Source organism: Haloactinopolyspora alba (assembly GCF_003014555.1).
GTDB classification, from domain to species: Bacteria; Actinomycetota; Actinomycetes; order Jiangellales; family Jiangellaceae; genus Haloactinopolyspora; species Haloactinopolyspora alba.
The window spans coordinates 21,682-45,572 of record NZ_PYGE01000029.1; the positions used below are offsets into that span (position 1 = coordinate 21,682).

Here is a 23,891-nt window from a genome sequence, read left to right on the forward strand (position 1 = left end):
GGGTTCACCGTCGGCGACCGCGCAGGAGGCGCCGGAGGCGCCCGCCGGCGGCCCGGACGCGCCGCACCGGCCGCGCCGTGCGCTGCTCCCCGTCGGAGTGTTCGGCTCGCCGCGACTCCGCGGACCCGGCGCCGGCCCACGTCCCCAGCGGGCGCCAGCCGGAGGCCAGCGAACGCAGCTCGGGCGCGTCGATCGAGAACATCACCGGGCCGGCCAGGTCGATCACCAGCGCGTCCGCACCGTCGGCCAGGGCGGCCTCGGCGGCGCTGCGGGTCGGCACCGGCGAGGGCCGCGCACCGGCGTCCCATCGGTGCATCGTGTCGAGGCAGGTGAACGCCAACAGGCCGCGTCGGCCGTCGCGACCGGTGGTGAGGACCGCGGCCATGTCGGCGTGTCCGCCGGAGGTTCGAGGCGGCGTGCGGTCCTCCCCCGCGTCCTCCGGCGCCTCGTCGGGCACCTCGTCCGGAACCGGCACCACCGGGACCAGCAGCCGGCTGGCCGCGAGCGCGGCGAGCACGTCGGCTGAGCCGCCCTCACCCCGTTCGAACGCTGCCAGCGCGTCCGTCACACCGGGGTCGGGCGATCCGTCGTCGTCACCGAACGGCGAGGACGACGCCGGGTCCCGGGGCGCGGAGGTCACGTGCCGCGACACTACCGGTTCACGGCCGGCGCACCACGCCGACACGGCCGCTCACCTGCTTCGGCACCCGTGCCGTGTCCTCCCCTGGCTCAGCGGCCCGCGGCCCGTACACTCCCACCGTGGACATTTCCGTCTCCGACGCACCGGTCGGCCGCCTGCTCGACGGCCGGTACCGGATCGAAGCGCTGCTCGCGCGCGGAGGGATGGCCACCGTCTACCGGGCGGTCGACACCAGGCTGGACCGGCTGGTCGCGCTCAAGGTCATGCACGCCGAGCTCGCCGCCGACGACGACTTCGTCGCACGGTTCATCGGTGAGGCACGCTCGGCGGCCAAACTGTCCGACCCCAACGTGGTCAACGTCTTCGACCAGGGCGAGGACGACGGCGCGGTGTTCCTGGCCATGGAGTACATCGAGGGCCGGACGCTGCGCGACGTCCTGCACGAGCGCGGCCGGCTCGGCGCGGCGCTCGCGCTCGAGGTCGCGGAGTCCGTGCTGTCGGCCCTGGCGGCGGCACACCGCGCGGGCATCGTCCACCGTGACATCAAGCCCGAGAACGTCCTCGTCGGCAACGACGGCAGGGTCAAGGTGGCCGACTTCGGCCTGGCCCGGGCCGTGAGCAGCTCGTCCAAGACGACGCGAGGCCTGCTCGGCACCGTCAGCTACATCTCCCCCGAACAGGCGCTCGGCGAGAAGGCGACGCCGCGGTCGGACGTCTACTCCGCCGGCATCATGCTCTTCGAGGTGCTCACCGGCCGGCCGCCACACGACGGTCCCACCGACTTCGTCGTGGTCCGCAGCCACATCGACGAGGACGTGCCGCCGCCGTCGGAGTCGGCTCCGCTGCCGCCCGGCGTGGACCGCCTCGTGCAGACCGCGACGGCGCGTGCGCCCGGCGAGCGTTACGCCGACTGCGCCGAGTTCCTCGAAGCCGTCCGGGTGGTGCGCGCCGGGCTGGCCGGGGACGACTCGTACGATCCCGACGCCACCGAGGCCATGGTGCTCAGCGAGATCCATGCGGAGTCGCGCGACTCCGCCGGGGTCACCCTGGACGAGGCGCTGGCCGAGACCGTTCTCGCGGGACACCTCGTGACTCCGGCAGACACCGACGGATCCGGCCGGGCCGGCGCCGACGAGGACGGAGACGCCGCGGACGGCGACGAGACCGCGGACGACGCGGCCGGTCCTGCCGCCGGCGCCGAAGGCGACGACCTCGCCGGTGACGAGCCCGCCGATTCAGTGCCCGCCGATTCAGTGCCCGTCGACTCGGTGCCCGCCGATTCAGTGCCCGCCGGCCCGGCCCCCGCCGGCCGGGCGCCCACGAACCCTCCGCCCCCTCCGCCGGGCCGCACCAGCACCCGGGTCATCGGCACGTCGGGACGCGATTCCGGCCGGGCCGGCCGAGCGGGTGACGCCGCCGACCCCGACGACGCTTCGGCCGAGCCCACGTCGGTGGCAGCGCAGTCCCAGGCGCCCGGAAGGCGCCGGGACCGGCGCCGCAGCCGTCGCGGAATGATCATGTTCGTCCTGGTGCTCCTGTTGGCCGTCGCGGTCGCCGTCGGCGCCTGGTGGTTCGGCGCCGGCCGCTGGGCCTCCACGCCTTCGCTGCTCAACCTCACGCCGGCGCAGGCCGAGGCGGCCGCGGCCGAAGGCGGGTTCAGCCTGACCGACGGCGGTGAGCGGTTCTCCGAGACCGTCAAGGCGGGCCAGATCGTCGAGACCGATCCGGGCCCGGGCGAGCAGATCCTCGACGGCGGCGAGATCACCTACGTCGTGTCCAAGGGCCCCGAACGCTACAAGGTTCCCGACCTCGGCGGACGCACCGTCGAAGCCGCCACCCAGGCCCTCGGCGACCGCCCGCTGACCGTGCGTGTCACCGAGGAGGTCTACCACCCGGAGGTCGCCAAGGGGCGCGTCGTCTCCCAGACCGTCGAAGCCGGCGAGCGGGTCCGCCCCGACACCGAGGTCGGCGTGGTGGTCAGCCGCGGCCCGGAGCCGATCGAGATCGAGGACTTCACCGGCCGGTCCGCTGACGAGGCCGAGACGACCCTCAGCGAGGCGGGGCTGGAGGTCAGCCGCTCTCAGGAGTTCTCCGACGACGTCGCGGCCGGGCTCGTCATCTCCCAGGACCCGGCCGACGGCACTGCACACCGCGGCGACCAGGTCGAGCTCGTCGTGTCGCAGGGCCCCGAGATGGTCCAGATTCCCGGCGTGATCGGCGTGCGGGTCAACCAGGCCGAGCGCGATCTGCGCGCGCTGGGCTTCGAGGTCGAACGCGTCGACCTCCTCGACGGTCCCGGTGACGGCAACCCGCGCGTCGTGCGGGTCGACCCTGCCGGCAGCACCCAACCGCATGGGTCGACACTGACGCTGTACCACTTCTGACCCGGGGCGCTCGACGGTCTTCCCGCGGCTGCGATGATCGGCGTCGTGACCCGTACCTCCCCTGCTCTCGGCACCCACCTGCCCGCGCAAGGCAAGCTGGCCACCGTCCCGGACCGTGCCCGGCGGCTCGGCGCTGAGAGCGTGCAGATCTTCCTGGGCAATCCGCGCGGCTGGGCGCTGTCGGCCGGCGATCCCGCGGTCGACGCGGCCTTCCGTGACGCCGCCCGCGCCGCGGAGATGCCCGTGCTGGTCCATTCCCCGTACCTGATCAACCTCGGCAGCCCGACCACGCACACCTACGAACGGTCCGCGGCGTCCGTTGCGCACGCGCTGCGCCGAGGGCGCGACGTCGGCGCCAGCGGTGTCGTCGTGCACACCGGCTCGTGCGTCGACGCGGACGACGACGGTCAGGCGATGCGCCAGGTCCGCGCGGGTCTACTGCCGCTGCTCGACGAACTCGGGCCCGACGATCCGGATCTGCTGCTGGAGCCCACGGCCGGCCAGGGTCGGTCGTTGTGCGCGACCGTCGACGACCTCGCCGGATACCTGGACGCGCTGGACCGGCATCCGCGGGCGCGGGTCTGCCTCGACACCTGTCACCTGTTCGCCGCCGGCCACGACCTCGCGGTCCCGGGCGGCATGACCGCGGCCCTGGACCGGCTGGCCGAGGTCGCCGGCGCCGACCGGCTGGCCGCGGTGCACGCCAACGACTCGATGGACGTCTGTGGCTCGTTCCGCGACCGGCACCAGCGCATCGGCGCCGGTCACATCGGCGTGGAGCCGTTCGGCGAGCTGCTGCACCACCCGGCCGTGGCCGGCCTGCCGGTCGTCCTGGAAACACCCGGCGGCCCGGAGGCCTACGCCGAGGACCTGGCGACGCTGATCGCGTTGCGCGAGCACGCACCGGTACCGGAGCGGCCCGGTCCGGAGTGACCACATCGTGACCAACCGTCTTGTCGTACGGACATGACGTCCGCCGCAGGCGAAACGTGGCCTAGCGTCATCGAGGGCACAGCCGAGCCGGAGGAGTCGTCATGGTCGTGGTGATGTCGCCGGACGCAAGCGACCCGCAGATCGACGCGGTAGTGGCGCGGGTCCGGGAGGTCGGTGGTGAGGCGTTCGTCAGCCGCGGGCTGCACCGCACCATCGTCGGGCTCATCGGCGACGTCGACGACTTCCGCGCGCTCAACCTGCGCGGCATGCCCGGCGTTGCCGACATCATTCAGGTCTCGACGCCGTACAAGCTGGTCAGTGCCGATCACCAGCCCGGCCGTAGCACCGTGCAGGTCGGCGCGGACAGCGGCGTGCCGCCCGTGACCATCGGGCCCGGCACGTTCGCGCTGATCGCCGGCCCCTGCGCGGTCGAGTCCCTCGACCAGACGCTGGAAGCGGCCGCGATGGCCAAGGCCGCCGGGGCGGCGCTGCTGCGCGGCGGCGCGTTCAAGCCGCGGACGTCACCCCAGGAGTTCCAGGGCCTCGGCAAGGCCGGCCTGCGGATCCTGGCCGAAGCCCGCGAGGCCACCGGCATGCCCGTCGTCACCGAGGTCATCGATCCCTCCGACGTGGGCCTGGTCAGCACGTACGCCGACATGCTCCAGGTGGGCGCGCGGAACATGCAGAACTACGCCCTGCTGCAAGCCGTCGGCGCGGCCGGCAGACCGGTCCTGCTCAAACGCGGCATCCAGGCCACGGTCGAGGAGTGGCTGATGGCCGCGGAGTACGTCGCGCAGCGCGGCAACCTCGACATCGTGCTGTGCGAGCGGGGCATCCGCACCTTCGAAACATCCACCCGGACGACGCTGGACATCTCGGCCGTCCCGGTCGTGCAGCGGTTGTCGCACCTTCCGGTGATCGTCGACCCCACTCACTCCGCGGGACGGCGCGAGCTGGTCCTCCCGCTCGCGCGCTCGGCCATCGCCGTCGGCGCCGACGGCATCCTCGTCGACGTCCACGCCGACCCGGACAACGCGCTGTGTGAGGGCCAGCAGGCCCTGGCCGGCGCGGACGTGCGGGAGCTGGCCTCCGCTCTGCGCCGGCTGGTTCCGGCGACCGAACGACAGCCGGCAGCCCCTGACGCGGTCGACTGAGGTTCGCCCCCGTCCGGCTTCCCGGGCCCGTCTGCCGCGGGGGGCCGGTGTGCGGGCGGTAGCGGGCGTCCGTGCTCGGCCATCGGTAGAGATGGGTGACACTGAGAGCAAGCAGTTGCCTTCATGTCACCCCCGAGACACGAAGTACCTGGCTGCGTCAGTGACGAGCCTTCAAGGTAAGGCCGTGTCGGCGCCCACGTACGTCATCTCGACGGGATCGAAGAAGCGTGAAGGCCGGTGTCGTAGGTGAAGATCTCCTTCTCGGACTCGCGGCCCTGCTCCGGCCACCTGTCCTCGGGGATGGGCGACGGAAACTCGGCGCGGCAAGCCTCCGGCGGGTCCGTCAGCCTCGGGCAGGTTCGTCAGCTTTCAGCCAACCGTGCCAGCACCTCCGCCGCGCGCCGTGCGTCGTCGGCGCCGACGTCGAGATGGGTGATGACACGCACCAGGCCCGGGCCGACGATGCCGGTCAGCACGCCCTCCGCCCTCGCCTCCTCCACGAGCCGATGCGCGCTCTCGCCGACGTCCAGCAGGACGATGTTCGTCTCGACCCGCGCCGGATCGACGACCGACGGCGCCGCATCGGCCACCGTCGCGGCGATCAGCCTGGCGTTCGCGTGGTCGTCGCGCATCCGCTCCACATGGTGGTCGAGCGCGTACGACCCGGCCGCGGCCAGCACACCCGCCTGCCGCCAGCCCGCGCCCATCCGCTTGCGCCACACCCTGGCCTCGGCGATGACGTCGGCCGGGCCGACGAGAACCGAACCGACCGGCGCGCCGAGACCCTTGGACAGGCACACCGACACCGTGTCGAACAGCCGGGCGTACTCGCCCGCCGGGGTACCCGAAGCCACCTGCGCGTTCCACAACCGTGCGCCGTCCAGGTGCAGCCGGACCCCGGTGCCCCCGACCAGCTCGCGCAGCGCCGCGAGCTCGCCCAGTGGATGGACCGTCCCGCCGGCGAAGTTGTGCGTGTTCTCCACCGCGATCGCAGCCGTCGACACCAGGTACGGTCCCGCGTCCGGGGTCATGAGCCGCCGGACGGCCTCGAGGTCGACGCCGCCGCGGTCGTGCGTCCACGTCCGGGTGGTCACGCCGTGCCATGCCGAGTGCCCGCCCAGCTCCGCGCGGACGACGTGCGCCTGGGCCTCACACAGCAGCTCCCGGCCGGGCGCGACCCAGGCCCGCACCCCCAGCATGTTCGCCAGCGAGCCCGAGACGGTGAACAGTCCGGCCTCGTGGCCCAGCAGCTCCGCCGTGCGCTCCTCCAGCGCCCGCACCGACGGATCCTCGTCGTACACGTCGTCGCCGGTCGGCGCCGCCGCCATCGCGTCGAGCATGCCCTTGGTCGGCCGGGTCACCGTGTCGCTGCGCAGGTCGATCACGCGATCAGGGTACGTGTCCTGCGCGGCCGCCCCGCCGCATGGCCCCCGCGTGATCCCGCCGCCGTTCGGCGTCCGTGCGCGCGGCACCGTTCCGCGGTCGGTGGGTCAGCGGGCGGCTTCGAGCAGTTCGGCGACGAGGAAGGCCAGCTCGAGCGACTGGGTCCGGTTGAGCCGCGGATCGCATACGGTCTCGTAGCGGCTGCCCAGCCCGTCCTCGGCGATCGGGTCGCCACCGCCGACGCACTCGGTGACGTCGTCGCCGGTCAGCTCCACGTGCAGGCCACCGGGATGCGTGCCCAGGCCGCGGTGCACCTCGAAGAACCCGCGGACCTCGTCAACCACGTCGTCGAACCGGCGTGTCTTGTGCCCGCTGGGCGCCTCGTACGTGTTGCCGTGCATCGGGTCGCAGATCCAGGTCGCCACCAGGCCGTTCGCCGCCGCCTTCTGGATCAGTGGCGGAAGGGCGTCCCGGATGGTCCCCGCGCCCATCCGGGTGACGAACGTCAACCGGCCCGGGCGACGCTCGGGGTCGAGCTTGTCGGCCAGCGCCATCAGCTCGTCGGGCGTCGTGGTGGGGCCGACCTTCACCCCGATCGGGTTGGTGATCCGGGAGGCGAACTCCACGTGCGCGCCGTCGAGCTGGCGGCTGCGCTCGCCGATCCACAGGAAGTGCCCGGACACGTCGTACGGCACCCCGGACCGGGAGTCAACCCTGGTCAGCGCCATCTCGTAGTCGAGGAGCAGCGCCTCGTGCGAGGAGTACAGCTCGACCGTGCGCAGCTGCTCGCTGTCGATCTCGATGGCTTTCATGAACGCCAGCGCCTGGTCGATGCGGCCGGCCAGGCGCTCGTAGCGCTGCCCGGCCGGTGAGGTGCGGACGAAGTCGGTGTTCCACGAGTGGACCTCGTGCAGGTCGGCGTAGCCGCCGCCGACGAACGCGCGGGCGAGGTTCAGCGTCGCCGCCGACGCGTGGTAGGCGCGGACCATCCGCGCCGGGTCCGGCTGCCGCGCCTGCTCGGTGAAGTCGAACTCGTTCACGATGTCGCCACGGAAGGCCGGCAGCGTCACGCCGTCGCGGATCTCGTCGGCCTTGGAGCGCGGCTTGGCGTACTGGCCCGCGAGCCGTCCGACCTTGACCACCGGGACGCTGGCGGCGTACGTCAGCACGATCGCCATCTGCAGAAGTGTCTTGAGCTTGTTGCGCACGTTCTCGGCGCTCACCCCGGCGAACGTCTCGGCGCAGTCGCCGCCCTGCAGCAGGAACGCCTCGCCGCGCGCGACCGCCGCCAGCCGCGTGGTGAGCAGGTCGCACTCGCCGGCGAACACCAGCGGCGGCAACTCGCGCAGCTGGGCGGTGGCGTCGTCGACGGCGTCACGGTGCGGCCACTGCGGCTGTTGCGCCGCGGGCAGGGCGCCGACGGTCTCGGTCAGCTCGGAGTACAGGGCACGGTCCTCGGACGAGTTCACCCGACCCAGGGTAGGGCCTCACCGGCGACGACGCCGACCAGCGCCCACGCAGCGGACGCCGGGCCGGTATCGCCCCGGGCCACGGCGGTAGGGTATGCCCCGTTCGCGGTAGCGAGAAACGTCCCTGGAACTTCGACAGAAGGTCACGAATCCATGCCCGAGAGCACGCTGGACTCCTCTCGTCGGGAGCACGACGACCGGCCGGTGCGCAAGGTCGCCATGCTCACGGCCGGCGGACTGGCGCCGTGTCTGTCCTCCGCCGTGGGCGGGTTGATCGAGCGCTACACCGAGATCGCGCCCGATGTCGAGATCATCGCCTATCTCGACGGGTACGCGGGCCTGCTCACCGGCCGCTCGGTCACCGTCACCCCCGACGTGCGCTCCGCCGCCGCCCGCCTGCACCGGTACGGCGGCTCCCCCATCGGCAACAGCCGGGTCAAGCTGACCAACGTCGCCGACTGCGTCAAGCGCGGCCTCGTCCAGGAGGGACAGGATCCGCTGCACGTGGCCGCCGAGCAGCTCACTCGCGACGGGGTGGACGTGCTGCACACCATCGGCGGCGACGACACGAACACCATGGCCGCCAGCCTGGCCGACTACCTCGGCGAGAACGACTACCGGCTCACCGTCGTCGGGCTGCCCAAGACGGTCGACAACGACGTCACGCCCGTCCGGCAGAGCCTGGGCGCGTGGACCGCGGCCGAGCAGGGCTCCGTCTACGCGCGCAACATCGTCTCCGAGCACTCGTCCAACCCGCGGATGCTCATCATCCACGAGGTCATGGGGCGGAACTGCGGCTGGCTGACGGCGGCGACGGCGCGTGCGTACCGGGGCTGGCTGGCCACCCGGGAGTGGGTGCCCGAGATCGGCCTCGACCCGCGGCGCTGGGACGTGCACGCGGTCTATCTGCCGGAGCTGAAGCTCGACATCGAGGCGGAGGCCGGACGGCTGCGCGGTGTCATGGACGACATCGGCTGCGTCAACATCTTCCTCTCCGAGGGTGCGGGCGTGGAGTCGATCGTCGCCGAGCTCGAGGCCAACGGCGAGGAGGTCCCCCGCGACCCGTTCGGTCACGTCCAGCTCGACAAGATCAACCCGGGCGCCTGGTTCGCCGACCAGTTCGCCGCCCGCCTCGGCGCGGAGAAGGTCATGGTGCAGAAGAGCGGATACTTCAGCCGCTCGGCTGCCGCGAACGTCGACGACCTGCGGTTGATCAAGAGCTGCACGGACCTGGCGGTCGAGTGCGCGCTGCGCCACGAAGGCGGGCTGATCGGGCACGACGAGGGCCGCGGCGGCCGGCTGCGCGCGATCGAGTTCGACCGGGTCGCGGGCGGCAAGTCGTTCGACCCCACCACGCCCTGGTTCGCCGACCTCGTCGGCGCGATCGGCCAGCCCGTCACCTGACCCGCCACCCGACCAACCGACTGCAGCATGATCACGTTCCGCATGGAATTCCCTGCGTCACCACCCTTGCAACCCTGGTGATGCGCCTAGAAGCCTGGTGATGGGGCTCGAGGAGTTCCGGCCGGCGGCCGCCCGCAACCGCGGTCAGTCGTCGGTGAGGAACTCCTCGAGCAACGGCCCCGCGGTTTGCGATCCGGACTCGCCGTCCTCGACGAACACGGCGACCGCGAGATCACCCTGCACGGCGACCATCCACGCGTGCGTTCGCGGCGGCGACTCGGAGCCGTACTCCGCCGTCCCGGTCTTCGCGCCGACGGGGTCGCCGGGGACGTCCGCCAGGAAGCTCGCGCTGCCGTCCTCGACCACGCCCCGCATCAGCTCACTCAGCACGTCCGCCTCGCCCGGTGCGAGCGGAGCGGCCGGCGCCCGGGACGAGGACGACGACGGCGACGCCGACGGTTCGGCCGCCGTCGGCTCCTCCCCGGCCTCGTCCCCCGCCGCGTCATCGGTCTCGTCCCCCGCCGCGTCCTCGGCGGCGACCAGCTCCGGCGTCACGGTCCGCCCCGCCGCGACCGACGCGGCCATCGTGGCCATCGCCAGCGGCGACGCGAGCACTTTGCCCTGGCCGATCATCGACGCTGCGTGCTCGGTGGCGCCGGCCTCGACCGGAACGTCTCCCAGGAACGCCGGACCACCGACGTCGTGACCGGCGCCGATCCCCAGCGATCCGGCCGCGTCGGCCAGTTCGCGCTGCGTCACGGTGTCGTGCCGGTCGATGAGCGCGGTGTTGCAAGAATGCGCGACGGCCGAGCGCAACGGGATGTCGCCGACCGCGTCGGCAGGATAGTCGTCGTAGTTCTCGAAGGTCTTGCCCTCGACGGTGACGGTCGGGGTACAGCTGAGCGTGGTGCCGGGGTCCATCCCGGCGCGTAGCAGCGCCAACGACGTCACGATCTTGAAGGTCGAACCCGGGGCGTACTGGCCGAGTGTGGCGGTCGAGTAGCCCTCGCCGCCGGGCCCGCTCGCAGCCGCCAGCACCGCGCCGTCGGACGGGCGCACCGCCACGATGGCGCTGGCCGGATCGACGTCGGCAAGGATCTGCTCGGCCCGGTCCTGCACCTCCACGTCGAGCGTGGTGGTGAGGTCGGCGCCCGCGCTCGGCTCACTCTCGTACACCACGACGGGCTCGCCCGACTCCGCCCCGGACTCGGATCCAGACCCCGACTCGGACCCAGACCCGGACTCACCGGCAGCGTCGTCGGGCAGCACGATCTGGACGGTGACGCCCGGCTTGCCGCGCAACCGCGCGTCGTACTGGCGCTGCAACCCGGACAGGCCGACCACGTCGCCGACGCCGAGCCGCCCGTCCGACTCCTCGATGATCTCCGCCGTGGCCTCGCCCACCGTCCCCAGGATCGGCCGGGCGAACTCCCGCGTCGGCGCCAGCGCCAGCGTATCGTCGAGTGCGATCGCGCCGTCGAGCTCGGCCACCGCCCCCAGCACCGGTGCCGCGTCGGCCTCACGAAACGTGATGGCCTCGACGAAGGCTTTCGCTCCCGCCGCCTCGGCCCGCTCGGCCAGGCCGTCCGCGTCGACGCCCACCAAGTCGGCCAGCTCCCGCGCGGTCGCCTCGACCTCGCCCGCCTCCACCTGGGTCTTGTCGACGCCGATCCGGTACACCGGCCGTTCGGTGACGATGACCTGGCCGTCGGCGCCGACGATGTCGCCGCGCTCGGCCTGCTGACGATCGACGTCCAGGCGAGCACCCGAGGTCAGTTCCGGATGGACGACGTCGGGTGACCACTCGACCCGCCACTGCTCGTCCACCAGCACCAGCGCGGCCGTCGTCGTGTAGGTCCACGGCTCCTGCCCGCCGACGTCCCAGCTCAGCTCGAGGTCGACCGCGCGCCGGTCGTCGCCGTCGTCGCGTACCTCCACGACCTCCACCTGGCGCGGCGCGCCGTCCATGCCCTCGGTCAGATCCGCCACGGCGGCGGAGACGTCCGCGCCGGCGGCATCGGCCATCGGGACGTCGCCGAACTCCCCGCTCGCCACGGCCGAAGCCAGCTGCTCCGCGACAGGATCCGCGTCCGGTGGGCCGCTGCACCCGGCCGCGGCACCCGCGACCGCGACCGCGGCCAACGCCGTCACGGCGCACCGCCACACGTTGATGTCCTTCATCGATCTCCGATCATGCTGGTCAAAGTCCCTGGCGGCGCTCAGCCACCACTCGTCCGGGCGTTCGGTGGCGCTGCCGCCGCGCTCGCCGAGCACCCGATCTCGCCCGGTTGCAGGCTGATCCGGTCGGGCACCCACACGTCGATCTCGCCGGCTGCGGCACGGACCATCATGCACTCCTGCCCGAATCCGACGGACACGCCCACGGCCTCGCCCTTCACCACGACGGAATGCCGGTCCAGCGCGTCGTCGACGTCGATCAGGCGCTCGGGCCGGACGCCACCGCGTCGCTGCTCGGCCCGGGCCGCTTCGACATACAGCGTACGGACGTCGGCCAGCAGCGCTTCGGGCGTCACCGGCCCTTTCCGCGCAGCCAGCCCGCCGCTCAACCGGTCGTACAGTCCGTCCGGCAGCCGGGGTTCCACCGGCGCCCGGCCCAACTCGGCGGGCGGCCCGGCGGGGCAGGCAGACAACCGCTCCGGGCGGAAGTCGTCCACCGACTCGCCCAGCACCCACCGGTAGCAGGCGCTCACCCGGTATCGCGCCTCGACCGAGCCGAACCATCCGGTGCGTGTGCGTTCGGTCCGCAGCCGCAGCACGACCTCGGCGCCGCCGTCGTGGGCCGAGCCGGACAGCCGCATCGTCCGTACATCGGGGCCGGGCCCGTCCACCTGCCGGGCGAACGCCTCCGGTTCCGGTCCACGCGCCCGTGACATGACCAGGCCGAGTTCCCGGGCGTAATCGTCCAGGAACCGCACGTCGTCATCGGTCGGCTCGTCCGGGATCTGGCCGGCGGAATCGGCGGGCATGCCGGTGCGCGGGGTGGCCGGCTCGACGGTCACGCCCTGGTGCCCGTCCGTCACGGCCGCCGCCACGACCGCCGCCACCGTGACGGCGGCGGCCATCGCGACGGCTCGGCTCCTGCGCATTGGGGCCGTTCTCAGCCGATCCGCTCGGCCACCAGGCCGGCGACGTCGGCCAGCACCGTTTCGTCGGCGGTCGCGTCCTGATCGTCCCGCCGGGTCAGCGCCGCGATCACGACCGGCTCGCCGGCGGGGTTCCATGCGACGCCGACGTCGTTGGCGGTCCCGTACGCCCCGGTTCCGGTCCGGTCTGCCACGCGCCAGCCGTCCGGCAGGCCGGCGCGGAGGCGCGCGTCCCCCGTCCGGTTCTCCAGCATCCACTGCCGCAGGCGGGCGCGGTCGTGCCGGTGCAACGCGGTCCCGGTGAGCAGACGAGCGAACGTCCGCGCGATCGCCGCGGGCGACGTGGTGTCGCGCACGTCCCCCGGGATCGCGGTGTTGAGCGCGACCTCCCACCGGTCCAGCCTGGTGGTGCGGTCACCGAGGCTGCGCACGAACGCGGTCTGCCCCTGCGGGCCGCCGACCTCTCGCAGCAGCAGATTGCCGGCGGTGTTGTCGCTGAGATGCAGGACGGCGGCGCACATCTGCTCGATCGTCATGCCGGTGTCGACGTGTTCGGAGGCGACGGGGGCGTACTCGAGAACGTCCGCCGGCGGGAACCACACTCTCCGGCGCAGCGTCTCGCCGTGCAGGTCGTGGTCGCGCAGGACCGCCGCCACGGCGAGGGTCTTGAACACGGACAGGATCGGGAACCGGTCTCCGGCCCGGTGGACGAGACGTGCTCCGGTGGCGAGGTTGGCCGCCGCCAACCCGATCGTGGTGTCGTACGCACGCTCGAGCCGGTGTACGGCGTCGTCCGTGGATCCGGCGATCCCACGGGCCAGGACGTCGTCGGCGCGCGTCGTGCCGGGAGCCGGTTCCGCGGCGACCCCTGTGGTCACGAGTCCGGCGGCGGGAAGGGTCAGGGGCGCCGCGGCACCGAGCCGCAGGAGGCTGCGGCGGCTCGGGTCGAGGCCGGTTCGGTGGAAGCTGGTGCGGCGTTGGTCCATCGGTTCTCCTGCGGCAGTACGGACATGCTGGTCGGCTCACGGCCGAGACGCCTCGCGGCCGAGACGCCTCACGGTCGAGTTGACGATCGCAGCAGCGCTGCACCGATGTCCAAGACGCAACTGTCACCGGTCGATACCGAATATGTATGGTTGCAGCGTGGACCTCCTCGCCCATCTGCACGCCTTCGTCGCTGTCGCCGAGGCACGCAGCTTCACCCGCGGGGCGGAGACATGCGGGGCGCCGCAGCCGGTGGTCAGCCGGCGAATCGCCGCGCTGGAGAAACACCTCGGCGGGACGCTGCTGCACCGTACGTCGCGGCAGGTCGACCTGACCGAACTGGGACGCACGCTACTCCCGCACGCCGCCGACCTGCTGGCGCGGACGGATCACCTGTACGAACTGGCGCGGAGCACCATGGCCGCCGGACTCGTCGTCGGCGTCCCTCCAGGGACCGACCCCCGGACGCTGGTCGCCGCGCGGCGAGCGGCCGCAGCGGCCGGGCTGGCCGTGACGTTCTCCGAGCACGATGCCGCGGACCGCGCCTCGTTGCTGCGCATGGGACGCCTCGACATCGCGGTGCTCCCCTGCCCGACCGACGAGGAGGAGATCGGCGCCGAGCTAGGCGCCGGCACGGCCACCGACGATCTGCGCGGCCGGCGCGTCCACCTCGATCAGCTCCGTCGCACCGCGAGCGAGCACGGCCGGCCACGCGCGCTGCACCTCGACGCCGAGGACGACGTGCCGTGGGTCCGCGACCCGCTACGGCGGGCAGCTCGAGCGGCCGGACTCCGTGACGATCAGGTCCGCGCCGACACCACACCCACACAGGCGATGACGAACGCTCTGGAACACGGTGACGCCGTGCTGTGCACACAGGCTCGGGCTGACGCACTCGGCCTGCACTGGCGGCCACTCGGCGACGTCGTCCTGCGCCGCACCTACTCGGTGGCTTCCGGCTCGCCGGTCGACTCGGCCACGGTCCGCTCCGCGTTCCCGGCGCTGGCGCTCGCAGCCGGGCTCTCGGCCACGAGCGCCGTCGCCGACCCCACCCGTCAGGAGGCCCTGTGACCACCACGGCGTCGTCGGGCCCGTACGGCTTCGCGGGCGAGGCGGTGCAGGCCGCACACGAGATCGAGCGCGACTGGGCGGACGCAGGGCTGCGCGGCGGGTTCTGCGCCCGCAACATCGACACCGGCGAGGAGCTGGGGTTCGGCGCGGACACGCCGTACGCGCTCGCGTCGGTCAGCAAGGTCCCGCTCGCGCTGGTGACGCTCGACCTCGTCGCCCGGGGCGAGTTGGACGCCGCACAACAACTCGACATCGACCCCGCGACGGCCACGCACGGCCCGACCGGTGTCGCGGCGTTCCGGCACCCGAGCCGCATCGCGCTCGAGGACCTGCTCTACATGATGCTCGCCGTCAGCGACAACGCCGCCGCGGACGCGGTGTTCGAGCTGGTGCCTCCGGTCCACGTCACCAGGGCGCTGCAGGAGTGGGGATGCGGTGGCATCGTCGTCCGGCACCCGATGCGGGTCTTCTACGAGGCCGCCAGAGCGGTCGCGCCGGACGACCCTGCGCTCGCACTCGAGCTCGCCGTACGCGCCACCACCGACGGCGGCGGGCACGTGCTGCCGACCCTCGACATCGCTTCGGCCACCCGTGGCACCGCGCGCGGCCTGGTCGCCCTGTTCGCCCGGATCTGGACGGACGCGATCAGCGTGCCCGCGGCGACCGGGCGGCTCCGGGAGCTGCTGGGCCAGCAGGCGAGCCGGCACCGCATGGTCGCGGAGCTCACGACGGACTCGATCACGGTGCGGAGCAAGACCGGCACGTTCCTGAACCTGCGCCACGAGGCCGGGGTGGTCGAGACGTCCACCGGCGACCGGATCGCCGTCGCCGCGCTGACCGCGTCCACCGTCGCGGCCACACACCAGCCGGAGGCCGAGCGGGCCATCGGCCGTGCCGCACGGGCCGCCGTCGACGTCCTCCGGCTCTGACACCGGGCGGGCGATCTCCGGGGCCCGCGGCGACGCGGAGGCCGCGCCGGTCGGTACTCTCTGCTCGTGCGGGCAGCGCGACGACCGGTGGGGCGGCTGGTGGCTCTCGCCGTCGTCGTGTTCGGCATCGTCGTCATGCACCACGTCGCCGACGTCGAGCACTCGCCGGAAGCCCCCGCGTACAACGTCACGACCGCAGCGACGTCCGCTGTCGCCACCTCGGAATCGGCCGGCCCGCACCAGGACGCCGCGTCCAGATCCGGTTTCACCGAGCGCGACGGTCACGACAGTGCGCTGCTGCACCTGTGCCTGGCTGTCGTCACCGTCGTCGCCGGCGCGCTCCTCGGCCGCCACGCCGTGTTGCGCCGTGCCTGGGACGCCGTCTCCGGTGCTGCCCAGGGTGGTCTCGCATACCGGGTGCAGGTCCACGGACCGGTGCTCCCGCACGGCACAGCACTCCTGCTGCGCCTGTGCGTGATGCGGACGTGACGGTTCGGCCCAGCCGAGCCGAACCGCACGTCACTCATCCGAGACGGAGCACAGATGCCACACCCGTACCGCACCCTGTCCGCATGCGCCCTCGTCGCAGCCACGGTGTTCACCGGTTGCGCCGACGACACCAGTCCGGCCGACAGCCGCTCGACGGCCGACGCCGGCGAGACAGCCGACGCCGGCGAGACGGCAGATTCCGCCGACGTCGAGTTCGCGCGAGCGATGATCCCGCATCACGAGCAGGCACTCGAGATGGCACGGATGGTGCCCGGCCGGGACGTCAGCCCCGACCTCGTCGACCTTGCCGCCGAGGTCGAGGCCGCGCAACAGCCCGAGATCGACACGTTGACGGCGTTGCTCCGCCGGTGGGACGCCGCACCGCCGGATGCCGGCCGGTTCCCGGCGGGCCGCCCGACCCCGCCCGGCACCGCGCCGATGTCCGGGATGATGTCCGCCGGCGACATGACGAGCCTGGAGCGCTCCTCCGGGCCGGCGTTCGAACGCCGGTGGCTGGTCATGATGGTCGAACACCACGAGGGCGCCGTCACGATGGCCGAACGTGAGCTCGCGAACGGCACCAACAGCGAGGCGCGCGCCCTGGCCGAAGAGATCATCGCCGCCCAGCGCGCGGAGATCGACCGGATGAACGACATGCTGCACCGTGGTGATCACGGCTGACCCCTCTCGTGATCATCGGCACTTTCCGTCGAATGCGCACGAAAGTGCCGATGATCAGCGGGACGGACGCAGATCCAGTCGACGCAGCAACTGGGCGTTGACAGCCACGACGATCGTCGACGCGGTCATCGCCACCGCCCCGACCGCGGGCGGCAGGACGAACCCGACGGGCGCCAGCACCCCGGCAGCCAGCGGCACGGCCAGCAGGTTGTAACCGCTCGCCCAGACCAGGTTCTGGACCATCTTTCGGTATCCGGCCTGCGACAACCGCCTCGCCGACAGCACGCCTCGAGGATCATCGGAGGCCAAGACGACGCCGGCGGACTCGACGGCGACATCGGTACCCGCGCCGATGGCCAGGCCCACGTCGGCGCGCGCGAGAGCCGGCGCGTCGTTCACACCGTCGCCGACCATCGCCACCGACAGGCCGCGTCCCTGCAGTTCGACGACGGCGGCGTCCTTGTCCTGTGGCAGCACCTCGGCGAAAACCTCGTCCACGCCGAGCTCGGCCGCGACGGAGTCCGCCACCGTCCGCGCATCGCCGGTGACCATCACCACGCGCACCCCCTCGGCGTGCAACGCGTCGATCGCCTGGCGAGACTCGGCACGGATCTCGTCCGCCACGGCGATCGTCCCGACGACGGCCCCGTCACGGACGACGTACAACACCGTCGACCCTGCATCCGCCCACGCCGAGACGCTGCCGGTCAACGGCTCTGGAACGACGAGATCGTGTTCGCGCAGCAGCGCCGGCCCGCCGACGGCAACGGCCTCCCCGTCGACCACCGCGCGCACGCCCCTACCGGTCGACGACCGGAACTGCGTCGCCGCAGGCACCTCGCCGCGCTCCCGGGCAGCGGCGACGACCGCCTTGGCGAGTGGGTGCTCGGATTGGTACTCCACCGCCGCGGCCAGCGCCAGAACGTCGTCGTCGGTCACGCCGCCGGTGGACGCGACGCCCGCGACGGCCGGTCGGCCCAGGGTGAGCGTGCCGGTCTTGTCGAACAGGACCGCGTCGACGCTTCGCATCCGCTCCAGCGCCAGACGGTCCTTCACCAGGATGCCAGCGCGCGCCGACATCGCCGTGGATATCGCGATGACCAGCGGGATCGCCAGCCCCAACGCATGCGGGCAGGCGATGATCAGCACCGTCACGGTCCGCTCGACGGCCTGCGAGGCGTCGCCGAGCAGCATCCACACCACGAACGTGACGACGCCCGACGCGAGCGCGAACCAGAACAGGTACGCGGCCGCACGGTCGGCAAGCGCCTGCGCCCGTGACCGAGACGCCTGCGCGTCCTCCACCAGGCGCCGGATGCCCGCCAATGCGGTGTCGTCGCCCACCGCCGCCACCGTGACGCGCAGCGACGTGTCGGTGGCCACCGTCCCGGCCACAACCCGGTCCCCCGGGCCTCGCGACACGGTCGCCGACTCGCCGGTCACCGTGGACTCGTCGACCTCGGCCGTCCCTTCCAGCACGGTGCCGTCGGCGGGGATCCGGCCACCAGAGCGCACCAGCACCAGGTCGTCCACCCGGAGGTCGGACAGAGCGACTTCTTCGACGGTCTCCGCGCGCACACCGCCGGAACCGGCCTGCGCCGGGCGGAATCGCTCCGCGGTGTCCGGCAGCAGCTCCGCCAACGCGTCGAGCGCCCCCGATGCCTGGCCGAGCGCTCGCATCTCCAGCCAGTGCCCGAGGAGCATGATCACGATCAGCAGCGCGAGCTCCCACCAGAAGTCCAGGTCGAAGCCGCCGATGCCGAGTGAGGTGAGCCCGCTCGCGACGAAAGCCACCACGATCGCCAACGCGATCAGGGTCATCATGCCGGGTCGGCGGTTCCGGATCTCGGTGCGCGCACCGGTCAGGAACGGCCATCCGCCGTAAAAGAACAGAACGGTCCCGAGCACCGGCGGGATCCACGCGCCCCAGGACGGCGGATCGTAGCCGAACAGATCGCCGACCATCGGGCTGAGAAGGACGACCGGGATCGACAGCACGAGGCTGACCCAGAACTTCTCGCGGAACATGCCGCCGTGGTCCCCGTGTCCGGCATGCTGGTCGTGGCCGTCGTGGCTTTCGTGGCCGGCATGCTGCTCGTGGCCGTCGTCTCCGTGCCCCTGATGCCCGGTGGGGCCGATCGGCGCGTCCTCGTCGCCGTCATCGCCGGAGGCGTGTCGTCCGGCAGAAATCGCCGGCGCCGATCGCCGCTGATCCATGGCTCGCACCTTTCGCTCGGGTTCACCGAAGCAACACCCTACCCCCCTGGGGTATTTCCCTCCGTACCAAAAGAGGTGGCTGTCGACGCGACGACGCAGGGGTGTCGATGTGGCGGGCGTAGCCGTCAGCGGACCATCACCAGGCGTGTGTACGCGTCACCAGGCTTGCAGGGGTGGTGACGCATGGAATTCCATGCGGATGCACCGCGTCGCACGTTGCGGGGCGAAAGAGTGCTCGCTCGCCTTCGCCGACATCACCCGCAACGGCCGGCAGCGCTACTGCTCCACCCGGTGCGCGAACCGGGAAGCCGTGCGCCGGCACCGCTCGCGCACGCCCTCCGCGGCGCGCCGTTGAGCTGCCCGGCTATGCCGGCACGAACGTGCGCAAACCCGACCAACTCCGCCGGCCATTCGCAGCCTCCGGAGGGTGGACCATCCTGCACGTCGGCAGTATCGTGCGGCGCAGGTACTGGACGAGGACAGTGTATGTCCCTACGCAGTTTGCCCCTTGCCGCTCTCTGCACGCTCGTGTCGCCGAGCATCGTGCCGGTCGCGCCCTCGGCCGCCCCCAGCACCACGCCGGCCGTCGAACCCACAGAGCATCACCGTGCGCAGCGACCACGGCGGGTCAGCGACGAACGAGGTCACGCGCAAGCACCACGCGTGACCCGGGAGGTGCTGCTCGAGGCCTCGCGCAGATCAGGAGCGGGGGTACTGGGACAAGGAGGAGAAGGATGAGACCGAACGCGATTCCCCTGACCGGCGTGATCGCCCTGGTGTTCGCCGCCGGCGTCGCACCCGTAGGCGGGCAGACGGTGACCGCCGAGGCGAGCGAATCGAGCCTGGCCTTCTCCACCTTCCTCGGTGGGCGCGATTTCGACCATGCCGTCGACATTGCGGTCGACGCGTCCGGCCACGTTTACGTCCTCAGCTACTCGACCTCGAAGAACTTCCCGACCACATCCGGGGCCTTCGACAAGAAGCTCACCGGAAAGTCCGGACTCCGCGACCTGGCCGTCTCGAAGTTCGAGCCGAACGGGCAGGACCTCGTGTGGAGCACCTACCTGGGCGGGAGCGATTCCGACTGCTTCGTCGGTTGTGCCCTCGAGATGGACGCCACCGGCGCGGTCTACGTGGCAGGCACGACCGAGTCGTCGGACTTCCCGACCACGCCGGGAGCGTTCGACACGACGTTCAATGGACCCTCGGGCCTCGGCGGAGACGCCTTCGTCACGAAGCTGGCCCCCGACGGGGGTTCCCTCGTCTACAGCACGTTCATCGGCGGGGCCGCAGGCGACAGCGTCTTCGGACTCGAGGTGGACTCGGACGGCGCGGCCTACGTGACCGGCACCACCCACCGGGCCGAGGACACCGAGCAGGACTTCCCCACCACGGCAGGCGCCTTCGCCCGAGACGTCCGGGGTTATTCGGACGCCTTCGTCACCAAGCTCGCCCCGGACGGAAGCGCGCTGGACTACAGCACATTGCTTGGGGGCACCGATGAGGGGACCGACGGAGAAACAGGCTTCGCGGTGCGGGTGGACGACAGCGGCGCTGCCTACGTGACCGGCAACGCCACGTCGCCGGACTTTCCCACCACCGAGGGAGCTTTCGACCGAAGCCCTGGCGGAAGCACGGACGGCTTCGTCACCAAACTCGCCCCAGACGGGAGCTCACTCACCTACAGCACCTTCCTCAGCGGGAGTCTCGTGGACAACATGCGCGATCTGGGCGTGGACGACAACGGTGCCGCCCATGTGATCGGTAGGACGAGATCGGGGGACTTCCCGACCACCGAAGGCAGCTTTGACCGAAGCCTCGGCGGAAACTCGGACGGCTTCGTCACCAAACTCGCCCCAGACGGGAGCTCACTCACCTACAGCACCTTCCTCGGCGGGAGCAGCGGCGACGGAGCGCTAGGGATCGCAATCGATGCCACCGGACGCGCCGTCGTGACCGGTTCCACCGGGTCGCCCGACTACCCGTTGACGTCGGAGGCCTTCGACGCGACCCTGGACGGAAGAAACGACGCGTTCGTGACCCTGCTCGACTCCAGCGCGAGCACGCTCGAATCCAGCACCTTCCTGGGCGGCGCCGCCGACCTCGACAGGGTCAACGCGGTCGCACTCGATGCCGAGGGCGCGGCCCACGTCGTCGGCGCCACGGGGTCGGCCGATTTCCCGACCACGCCGAGGACTTTCGACTCCAAGTTCAACGGAGCCATCGACGGGTTCGTCACCAAGCTCCTCTTCGGTGTCGCCGAGTAGCATCGACGACGCCGAGGTCGGACCGCGGGTCAGATGACCAACGTCACGGCCGGCGCCTCAAGGTCGTCGTCGGACTCGATGCCGATCTCGCCGATCCGGCCGGCGGCCTGCACGTCGGCGACGACCTGCCGGATCGCGTCGAGGTCGGCCGACGGGCCGCGGACGGACGCCCGCTCGACCTCGCTGCGCATCGACAGCTGTGCCTCGGACTTGGCGCGACGCACCGAGCCGATCAACGCCGACGCGGTCGCGAACGCACCGGGGTCGGGTTCGACGCCCGCCTCCAGCGTCAGCTCGCCGGGTTCCGGCCATGCCGCCAGATGCACCGAGCCGTCCTGCCACCACGACCAGACTTCCTCGGTCGCGAACGGCAGGAACGGCGCGAACAGCCGCAACTGCACCGTCAGCGCCAGGCGCAGCGCCACCCGCGCTGAACCGGCGCCCTCGTCGTCGGCCGCACCCGTGTCCGGCCCGTACGCGCGGGACTTCACCAGCTCGACGTAGTCGTCGCAGAAGTCCCAGAAGAACCGCTCGGCCGCCTCCAGGGCACGCGTGTAGTCGTAGCCCTCGAGCGCGTCGGTGGCCGTACGCACCATGTCGGCCAGTGACGCCAGCATCGCGCGGTCCAGCGGCCGGCCAACCCGTGCGGACGCGCCCGGCTCCCCCAGCCCCAGCACGAACGTGCTGACGTTGAGGATCTTCGTCGCCAGCCGTCGGCCGACCTTCATCTGCCCGACGTCGAACGCGGTGTCCGCGCCCGGCCGGCCACTGGCCGCCCAGTACCGCACCGCGTCCGAGCCGTACTGACGCAACAACTCGACCGGGGTGACGACGTTGCCCTTGGACTTCGACATCTTCTTGCGATCCGGGTCGAGGATCCAGCCCGAGATCGCGGTGTGCCGCCACGGCAGCACGCCGTCCTCCAGGTGGGCACGCACCACCGTGGAGAACAGCCAGGTGCGGATGATCTCGTGCGCCTGCGGACGCAGGTCCATCGGGAACACCCGCGACCACAGGTCCGGGTCGTCGTCCCAGCCGCCCGCGATCTGCGGCGTCAACGACGACGTCGCCCACGTGTCCATGACGTCCGGGTCGCCCACGAAGCCGCCGGGCCTGCCGCGTTGCGCGGCGTCGTAGCCCGGCGGCGTGTCGGAGCTCGGGTCGACGGGCAGCATCGCCTCGTCGGGCACGATCGGCGCGTCGTAGCGCGGCTCGCTGTTGGTGTCCAGGGGGTACCACACCGGGATGGGCACGCCGAAGAAGCGCTGCCGGCTGACCAGCCAGTCGCCGTTGAGCCCGCCGACCCAGTTCTCGTAACGCACCCGCATGGAATCGGGGTGCCAGCTCAGCTCGCGCCCGCGATCGATCAGTGCGGCGCGCAGATCTGCGTCACGCCCGCCGTTGCGCAGGTACCACTGGCGCGTGGTGACGATCTCGAGCGGCCTGTCGCCCTTCTCGTAGAACTTGACCGGATGGGTGATGGGCCGCGGCCCGCTCAGCAACGCTCCCGCGTCGCCCAGCAGCTCGACCACGCGCTCACGCGCGGTGTGCACGGTGGCTCCCGCCAGCGCCTCGAACGCGGTACGCCCGGTCTGCGAGGTCACCCACGGCGGCACGTCCCAGACGATGCGCCCGTCGCGGCCCACGACCGGACGGGTCGGCAGCGCCAGCTCACGCCACCAGGTGACGTCCGTGGTGTCGCCGAACGTGCAGATCATGGCCGCACCGGAGCCCTTCTCCGGGTCAGCCAGGCGGTGCGCGACCACCGGCACGTCCACCCCGAACACCGGTGTCCGCAGCTCGTCGCCGACCAATGCGCGGTAACGCTCGTCGTCCGGGTGCACGACGACGGCCACACACGCCGGCAGCAGCTCCGGGCGGGTGGTAGCGATGGTCACCGGCTCACCGCCGCCGGGGCGGGCGAAGGTCAGCTCGTGCATCGCTCCGGGGCGCTCACGGTCCTCGAGCTCGGCCTGAGCCACGGCCGTGCGGAAGGTGACGTCCCACAGCGTCGGCGCCTCGGACACGTAGGCCTCGCCCCGGGCGAGGTTGCGCAGGAAAGCGCGCTGCGACGTCCGCCGCGCCCGAGCGTCGATGGTCTGGTACGTGTGCGACCAGTCCACCGAGAGCCCGAGCAGCCGCCACAACTCCTCGAACGCCTTCTCGTCCTCGACTGTCAACCGTTCGCACAGCTCGATGAAGTTGCCCCGAGACACGGGCAACTGCTCCTTGCCGGGCTTCTCCGGCGGCACGAACGCCGGGTCGTACGGCAACGAGGGGTCACACCGCACACCGAAGTGGTTCTGCACGCGCCGCTCGGTCGGCAGCCCGTTGTCGTCCCAGCCCATCGGGTAGAACACGGCCTTGCCGCGCATCCGCTGGAACCGCGCCAGCACGTCGGTGTGGGTGTACGAGAACACGTGCCCCACGTGCAGCGACCCGCTGACGGTCGGCGGCGGGGTGTCGATCGAGTAGATCTCGGCCCGCGGGCGCGTGCGATCGAACCGGTACACGTCACCGTCGGCCCAACGCCGCACCCATACGTCCTCGAGCCCGTCCACGGTGGGTTTGGCGGGCACGGCCGGACGCTGGTCGAAGGTGTCGTGGTCGCTCACGCGCAGAGTGTAACGAGGTGCTCGTTCCGGTGAGTAAAGGCGGACAGAGCAGACCGGAGTCAGCGGCCGAACACGATGAGACGCGCCGGGGCGTCGGCTGGTTCCGCTCCATGATCACCTCGTGTAGCATCCGTTCCGCTTCGACCCCTTTCGGCGCCATCGGCGCC

General features: G+C 71.9%; 17 protein-coding genes and 1 pseudogene. 10 read left to right on the plus strand and 8 right to left on the minus strand.

Features of this window, described 5'->3' with window-relative positions; all coding sequences use genetic code 11:
* Positions 1 to 4 precede the first annotated feature (4 nt).
* Positions 5 to 640: an SseB family protein gene (locus CLV30_RS24335; RefSeq protein WP_165358569.1), complete on the minus strand. Its 636-nt coding sequence runs from the start codon at positions 638 to 640 to the stop codon at positions 5 to 7.
* Positions 641 to 759: 119 nt separating this feature from the next.
* Here CLV30_RS24335 and CLV30_RS24340 point away from each other — a divergent pair, with 119 nt between their 5' ends.
* From CLV30_RS24340 to aroF, 3 genes are all read left to right on the plus strand, one after another.
* Complete coding sequence (locus tag CLV30_RS24340) at positions 760 to 3,024, plus strand: Stk1 family PASTA domain-containing Ser/Thr kinase (protein ID WP_106539851.1); 2,265 nt, start codon at positions 760 to 762, stop codon at positions 3,022 to 3,024.
* 33 nt (positions 3,025 to 3,057) lie between these two features.
* A complete protein-coding gene (locus CLV30_RS24345) occupies positions 3,058 to 3,957 on the plus strand; it encodes a deoxyribonuclease IV (RefSeq protein ID WP_106539852.1) in 900 nt (299 codons plus the stop codon).
* Between the two features lie 101 nt (positions 3,958 to 4,058).
* A complete protein-coding gene (aroF, locus tag CLV30_RS24350; RefSeq protein WP_106539853.1) occupies positions 4,059 to 5,111 on the plus strand; it encodes a 3-deoxy-7-phosphoheptulonate synthase in 1,053 nt (350 codons plus the stop codon).
* A 362-nt stretch (positions 5,112 to 5,473) separates the two neighbouring features.
* Here the strand turns inward: aroF and CLV30_RS24355 are convergent, their stop codons facing one another.
* Both CLV30_RS24355 and CLV30_RS24360 read right to left on the minus strand, forming a co-directional pair.
* Positions 5,474 to 6,496: a threonine aldolase family protein gene (locus CLV30_RS24355; protein WP_106539854.1), complete on the minus strand. Its 1,023-nt coding sequence runs from the start codon at positions 6,494 to 6,496 to the stop codon at positions 5,474 to 5,476.
* A gap of 105 nt (positions 6,497 to 6,601) precedes the next feature.
* The gene (locus CLV30_RS24360) at positions 6,602 to 7,963 is read right to left on the minus strand and encodes a class II 3-deoxy-7-phosphoheptulonate synthase (RefSeq protein WP_211300113.1); all 1,362 of its coding nucleotides are present in this window, start codon (positions 7,961 to 7,963) and stop codon (positions 6,602 to 6,604) included.
* Between the two features lie 153 nt (positions 7,964 to 8,116).
* Between CLV30_RS24360 and CLV30_RS24365 the strand changes: the two genes are divergently transcribed.
* A complete protein-coding gene (locus CLV30_RS24365) occupies positions 8,117 to 9,367 on the plus strand; it encodes a pyrophosphate--fructose-6-phosphate 1-phosphotransferase (protein ID WP_106539855.1) in 1,251 nt (416 codons plus the stop codon).
* A gap of 144 nt (positions 9,368 to 9,511) precedes the next feature.
* Here CLV30_RS24365 and CLV30_RS24370 read toward each other — a convergent pair whose 3' ends face one another.
* Genes CLV30_RS24370 through bla form a run of 3 tightly spaced genes read right to left on the minus strand, consistent with a single transcriptional unit; the run spans position 9,512 to position 13,457 of the window.
* The gene (locus tag CLV30_RS24370) at positions 9,512 to 11,548 is read right to left on the minus strand and encodes a penicillin-binding transpeptidase domain-containing protein (RefSeq protein WP_106539872.1); all 2,037 of its coding nucleotides are present in this window, start codon (positions 11,546 to 11,548) and stop codon (positions 9,512 to 9,514) included.
* Between the two features lie 38 nt (positions 11,549 to 11,586).
* Complete coding sequence (locus CLV30_RS24375) at positions 11,587 to 12,474, minus strand: hypothetical protein (RefSeq protein ID WP_129710967.1); 888 nt, start codon at positions 12,472 to 12,474, stop codon at positions 11,587 to 11,589.
* An 11-nt stretch (positions 12,475 to 12,485) separates the two neighbouring features.
* Positions 12,486 to 13,457 carry a class A beta-lactamase gene (gene bla / locus CLV30_RS24380; protein ID WP_106539857.1) on the minus strand — a complete coding sequence of 324 codons (972 nt, stop codon included), beginning with the start codon at positions 13,455 to 13,457 and terminating at the stop codon, positions 12,486 to 12,488.
* Between the two features lie 157 nt (positions 13,458 to 13,614).
* Between bla and CLV30_RS24385 the strand changes: the two genes are divergently transcribed.
* From CLV30_RS24385 to CLV30_RS24400, 4 genes are all read left to right on the plus strand, one after another.
* Positions 13,615 to 14,526, plus strand: coding sequence for a LysR family transcriptional regulator (locus CLV30_RS24385; protein ID WP_165358568.1), 912 nt, complete (start codon positions 13,615 to 13,617; stop codon positions 14,524 to 14,526).
* A complete protein-coding gene (locus CLV30_RS24390) occupies positions 14,523 to 15,455 on the plus strand; it encodes a serine hydrolase (protein ID WP_165358567.1) in 933 nt (310 codons plus the stop codon). Before CLV30_RS24385 ends, CLV30_RS24390 begins: the two co-directional genes overlap by 4 nt.
* 66 nt (positions 15,456 to 15,521) lie before the next feature.
* Positions 15,522 to 15,944, plus strand: coding sequence for a hypothetical protein (locus CLV30_RS24395; RefSeq protein ID WP_129710966.1), 423 nt, complete (start codon positions 15,522 to 15,524; stop codon positions 15,942 to 15,944).
* 54 nt (positions 15,945 to 15,998) lie between these two features.
* On the plus strand, positions 15,999 to 16,625 hold the full coding sequence (locus tag CLV30_RS24400; protein WP_106539861.1) for a DUF305 domain-containing protein: 627 nt from the start codon (positions 15,999 to 16,001) through the stop codon (positions 16,623 to 16,625).
* Between the two features lie 54 nt (positions 16,626 to 16,679).
* On the opposite strand, the gene CLV30_RS24405 is transcribed toward CLV30_RS24400, so the two are convergent.
* Positions 16,680 to 18,842 carry a heavy metal translocating P-type ATPase gene (locus CLV30_RS24405; protein ID WP_106539862.1) on the minus strand — a complete coding sequence of 721 codons (2,163 nt, stop codon included), beginning with the start codon at positions 18,840 to 18,842 and terminating at the stop codon, positions 16,680 to 16,682.
* A gap of 199 nt (positions 18,843 to 19,041) precedes the next feature.
* On the opposite strand from CLV30_RS24405, the pseudogene CLV30_RS27975 reads away from it, so the two are divergent.
* Both CLV30_RS27975 and CLV30_RS24415 read left to right on the plus strand, forming a co-directional pair.
* Positions 19,042 to 19,197, plus strand: a pseudogene (locus CLV30_RS27975) (CGNR zinc finger domain-containing protein); the annotation flags it as partial.
* A 379-nt stretch (positions 19,198 to 19,576) separates the two neighbouring features.
* Positions 19,577 to 21,109, plus strand: coding sequence for an NHL repeat-containing protein (locus tag CLV30_RS24415; protein ID WP_106539864.1), 1,533 nt, complete (start codon positions 19,577 to 19,579; stop codon positions 21,107 to 21,109).
* A gap of 29 nt (positions 21,110 to 21,138) precedes the next feature.
* Here the strand turns inward: CLV30_RS24415 and valS are convergent, their stop codons facing one another.
* Entirely contained in the window at positions 21,139 to 23,730 is a 2,592-nt protein-coding gene (gene valS / locus CLV30_RS24420; RefSeq protein ID WP_420841988.1) for a valine--tRNA ligase, read from the minus strand.
* Between the last annotated feature and the right edge of the window lie 161 nt (positions 23,731 to 23,891).

What these genes read in the sequence shown, in the direction of transcription:
- CLV30_RS24400 (WP_106539861.1), top strand. Translation starts at nt 15,999, where the DNA reads ATGCCACACCCGTACCGCACCCTGTCCGCATGCGCCCTCGTCGCAGCC.
- CLV30_RS24345 (WP_106539852.1), top strand. Translation starts at nt 3,058, where the DNA reads ATGATCGGCGTCGTGACCCGTACCTCCCCTGCTCTCGGCACCCACCTG.
- CLV30_RS24375 (WP_129710967.1), bottom strand. Translation starts at nt 12,474, where the DNA reads ATGCGCAGGAGCCGAGCCGTCGCGATGGCCGCCGCCGTCACGGTGGCG.
- bla (WP_106539857.1), bottom strand. Translation starts at nt 13,457, where the DNA reads ATGGACCAACGCCGCACCAGCTTCCACCGAACCGGCCTCGACCCGAGC.
- CLV30_RS24405 (WP_106539862.1), bottom strand. Translation starts at nt 18,842, where the DNA reads ATGGATCAGCGGCGATCGGCGCCGGCGATTTCTGCCGGACGACACGCC.
- CLV30_RS24370 (WP_106539872.1), bottom strand. Translation starts at nt 11,548, where the DNA reads ATGAAGGACATCAACGTGTGGCGGTGCGCCGTGACGGCGTTGGCCGCG.
- CLV30_RS24415 (WP_106539864.1), top strand. Translation starts at nt 19,577, where the DNA reads ATGAGACCGAACGCGATTCCCCTGACCGGCGTGATCGCCCTGGTGTTC.
- aroF (WP_106539853.1), top strand. Translation starts at nt 4,059, where the DNA reads ATGGTCGTGGTGATGTCGCCGGACGCAAGCGACCCGCAGATCGACGCG.
- CLV30_RS24365 (WP_106539855.1), top strand. Translation starts at nt 8,117, where the DNA reads ATGCCCGAGAGCACGCTGGACTCCTCTCGTCGGGAGCACGACGACCGG.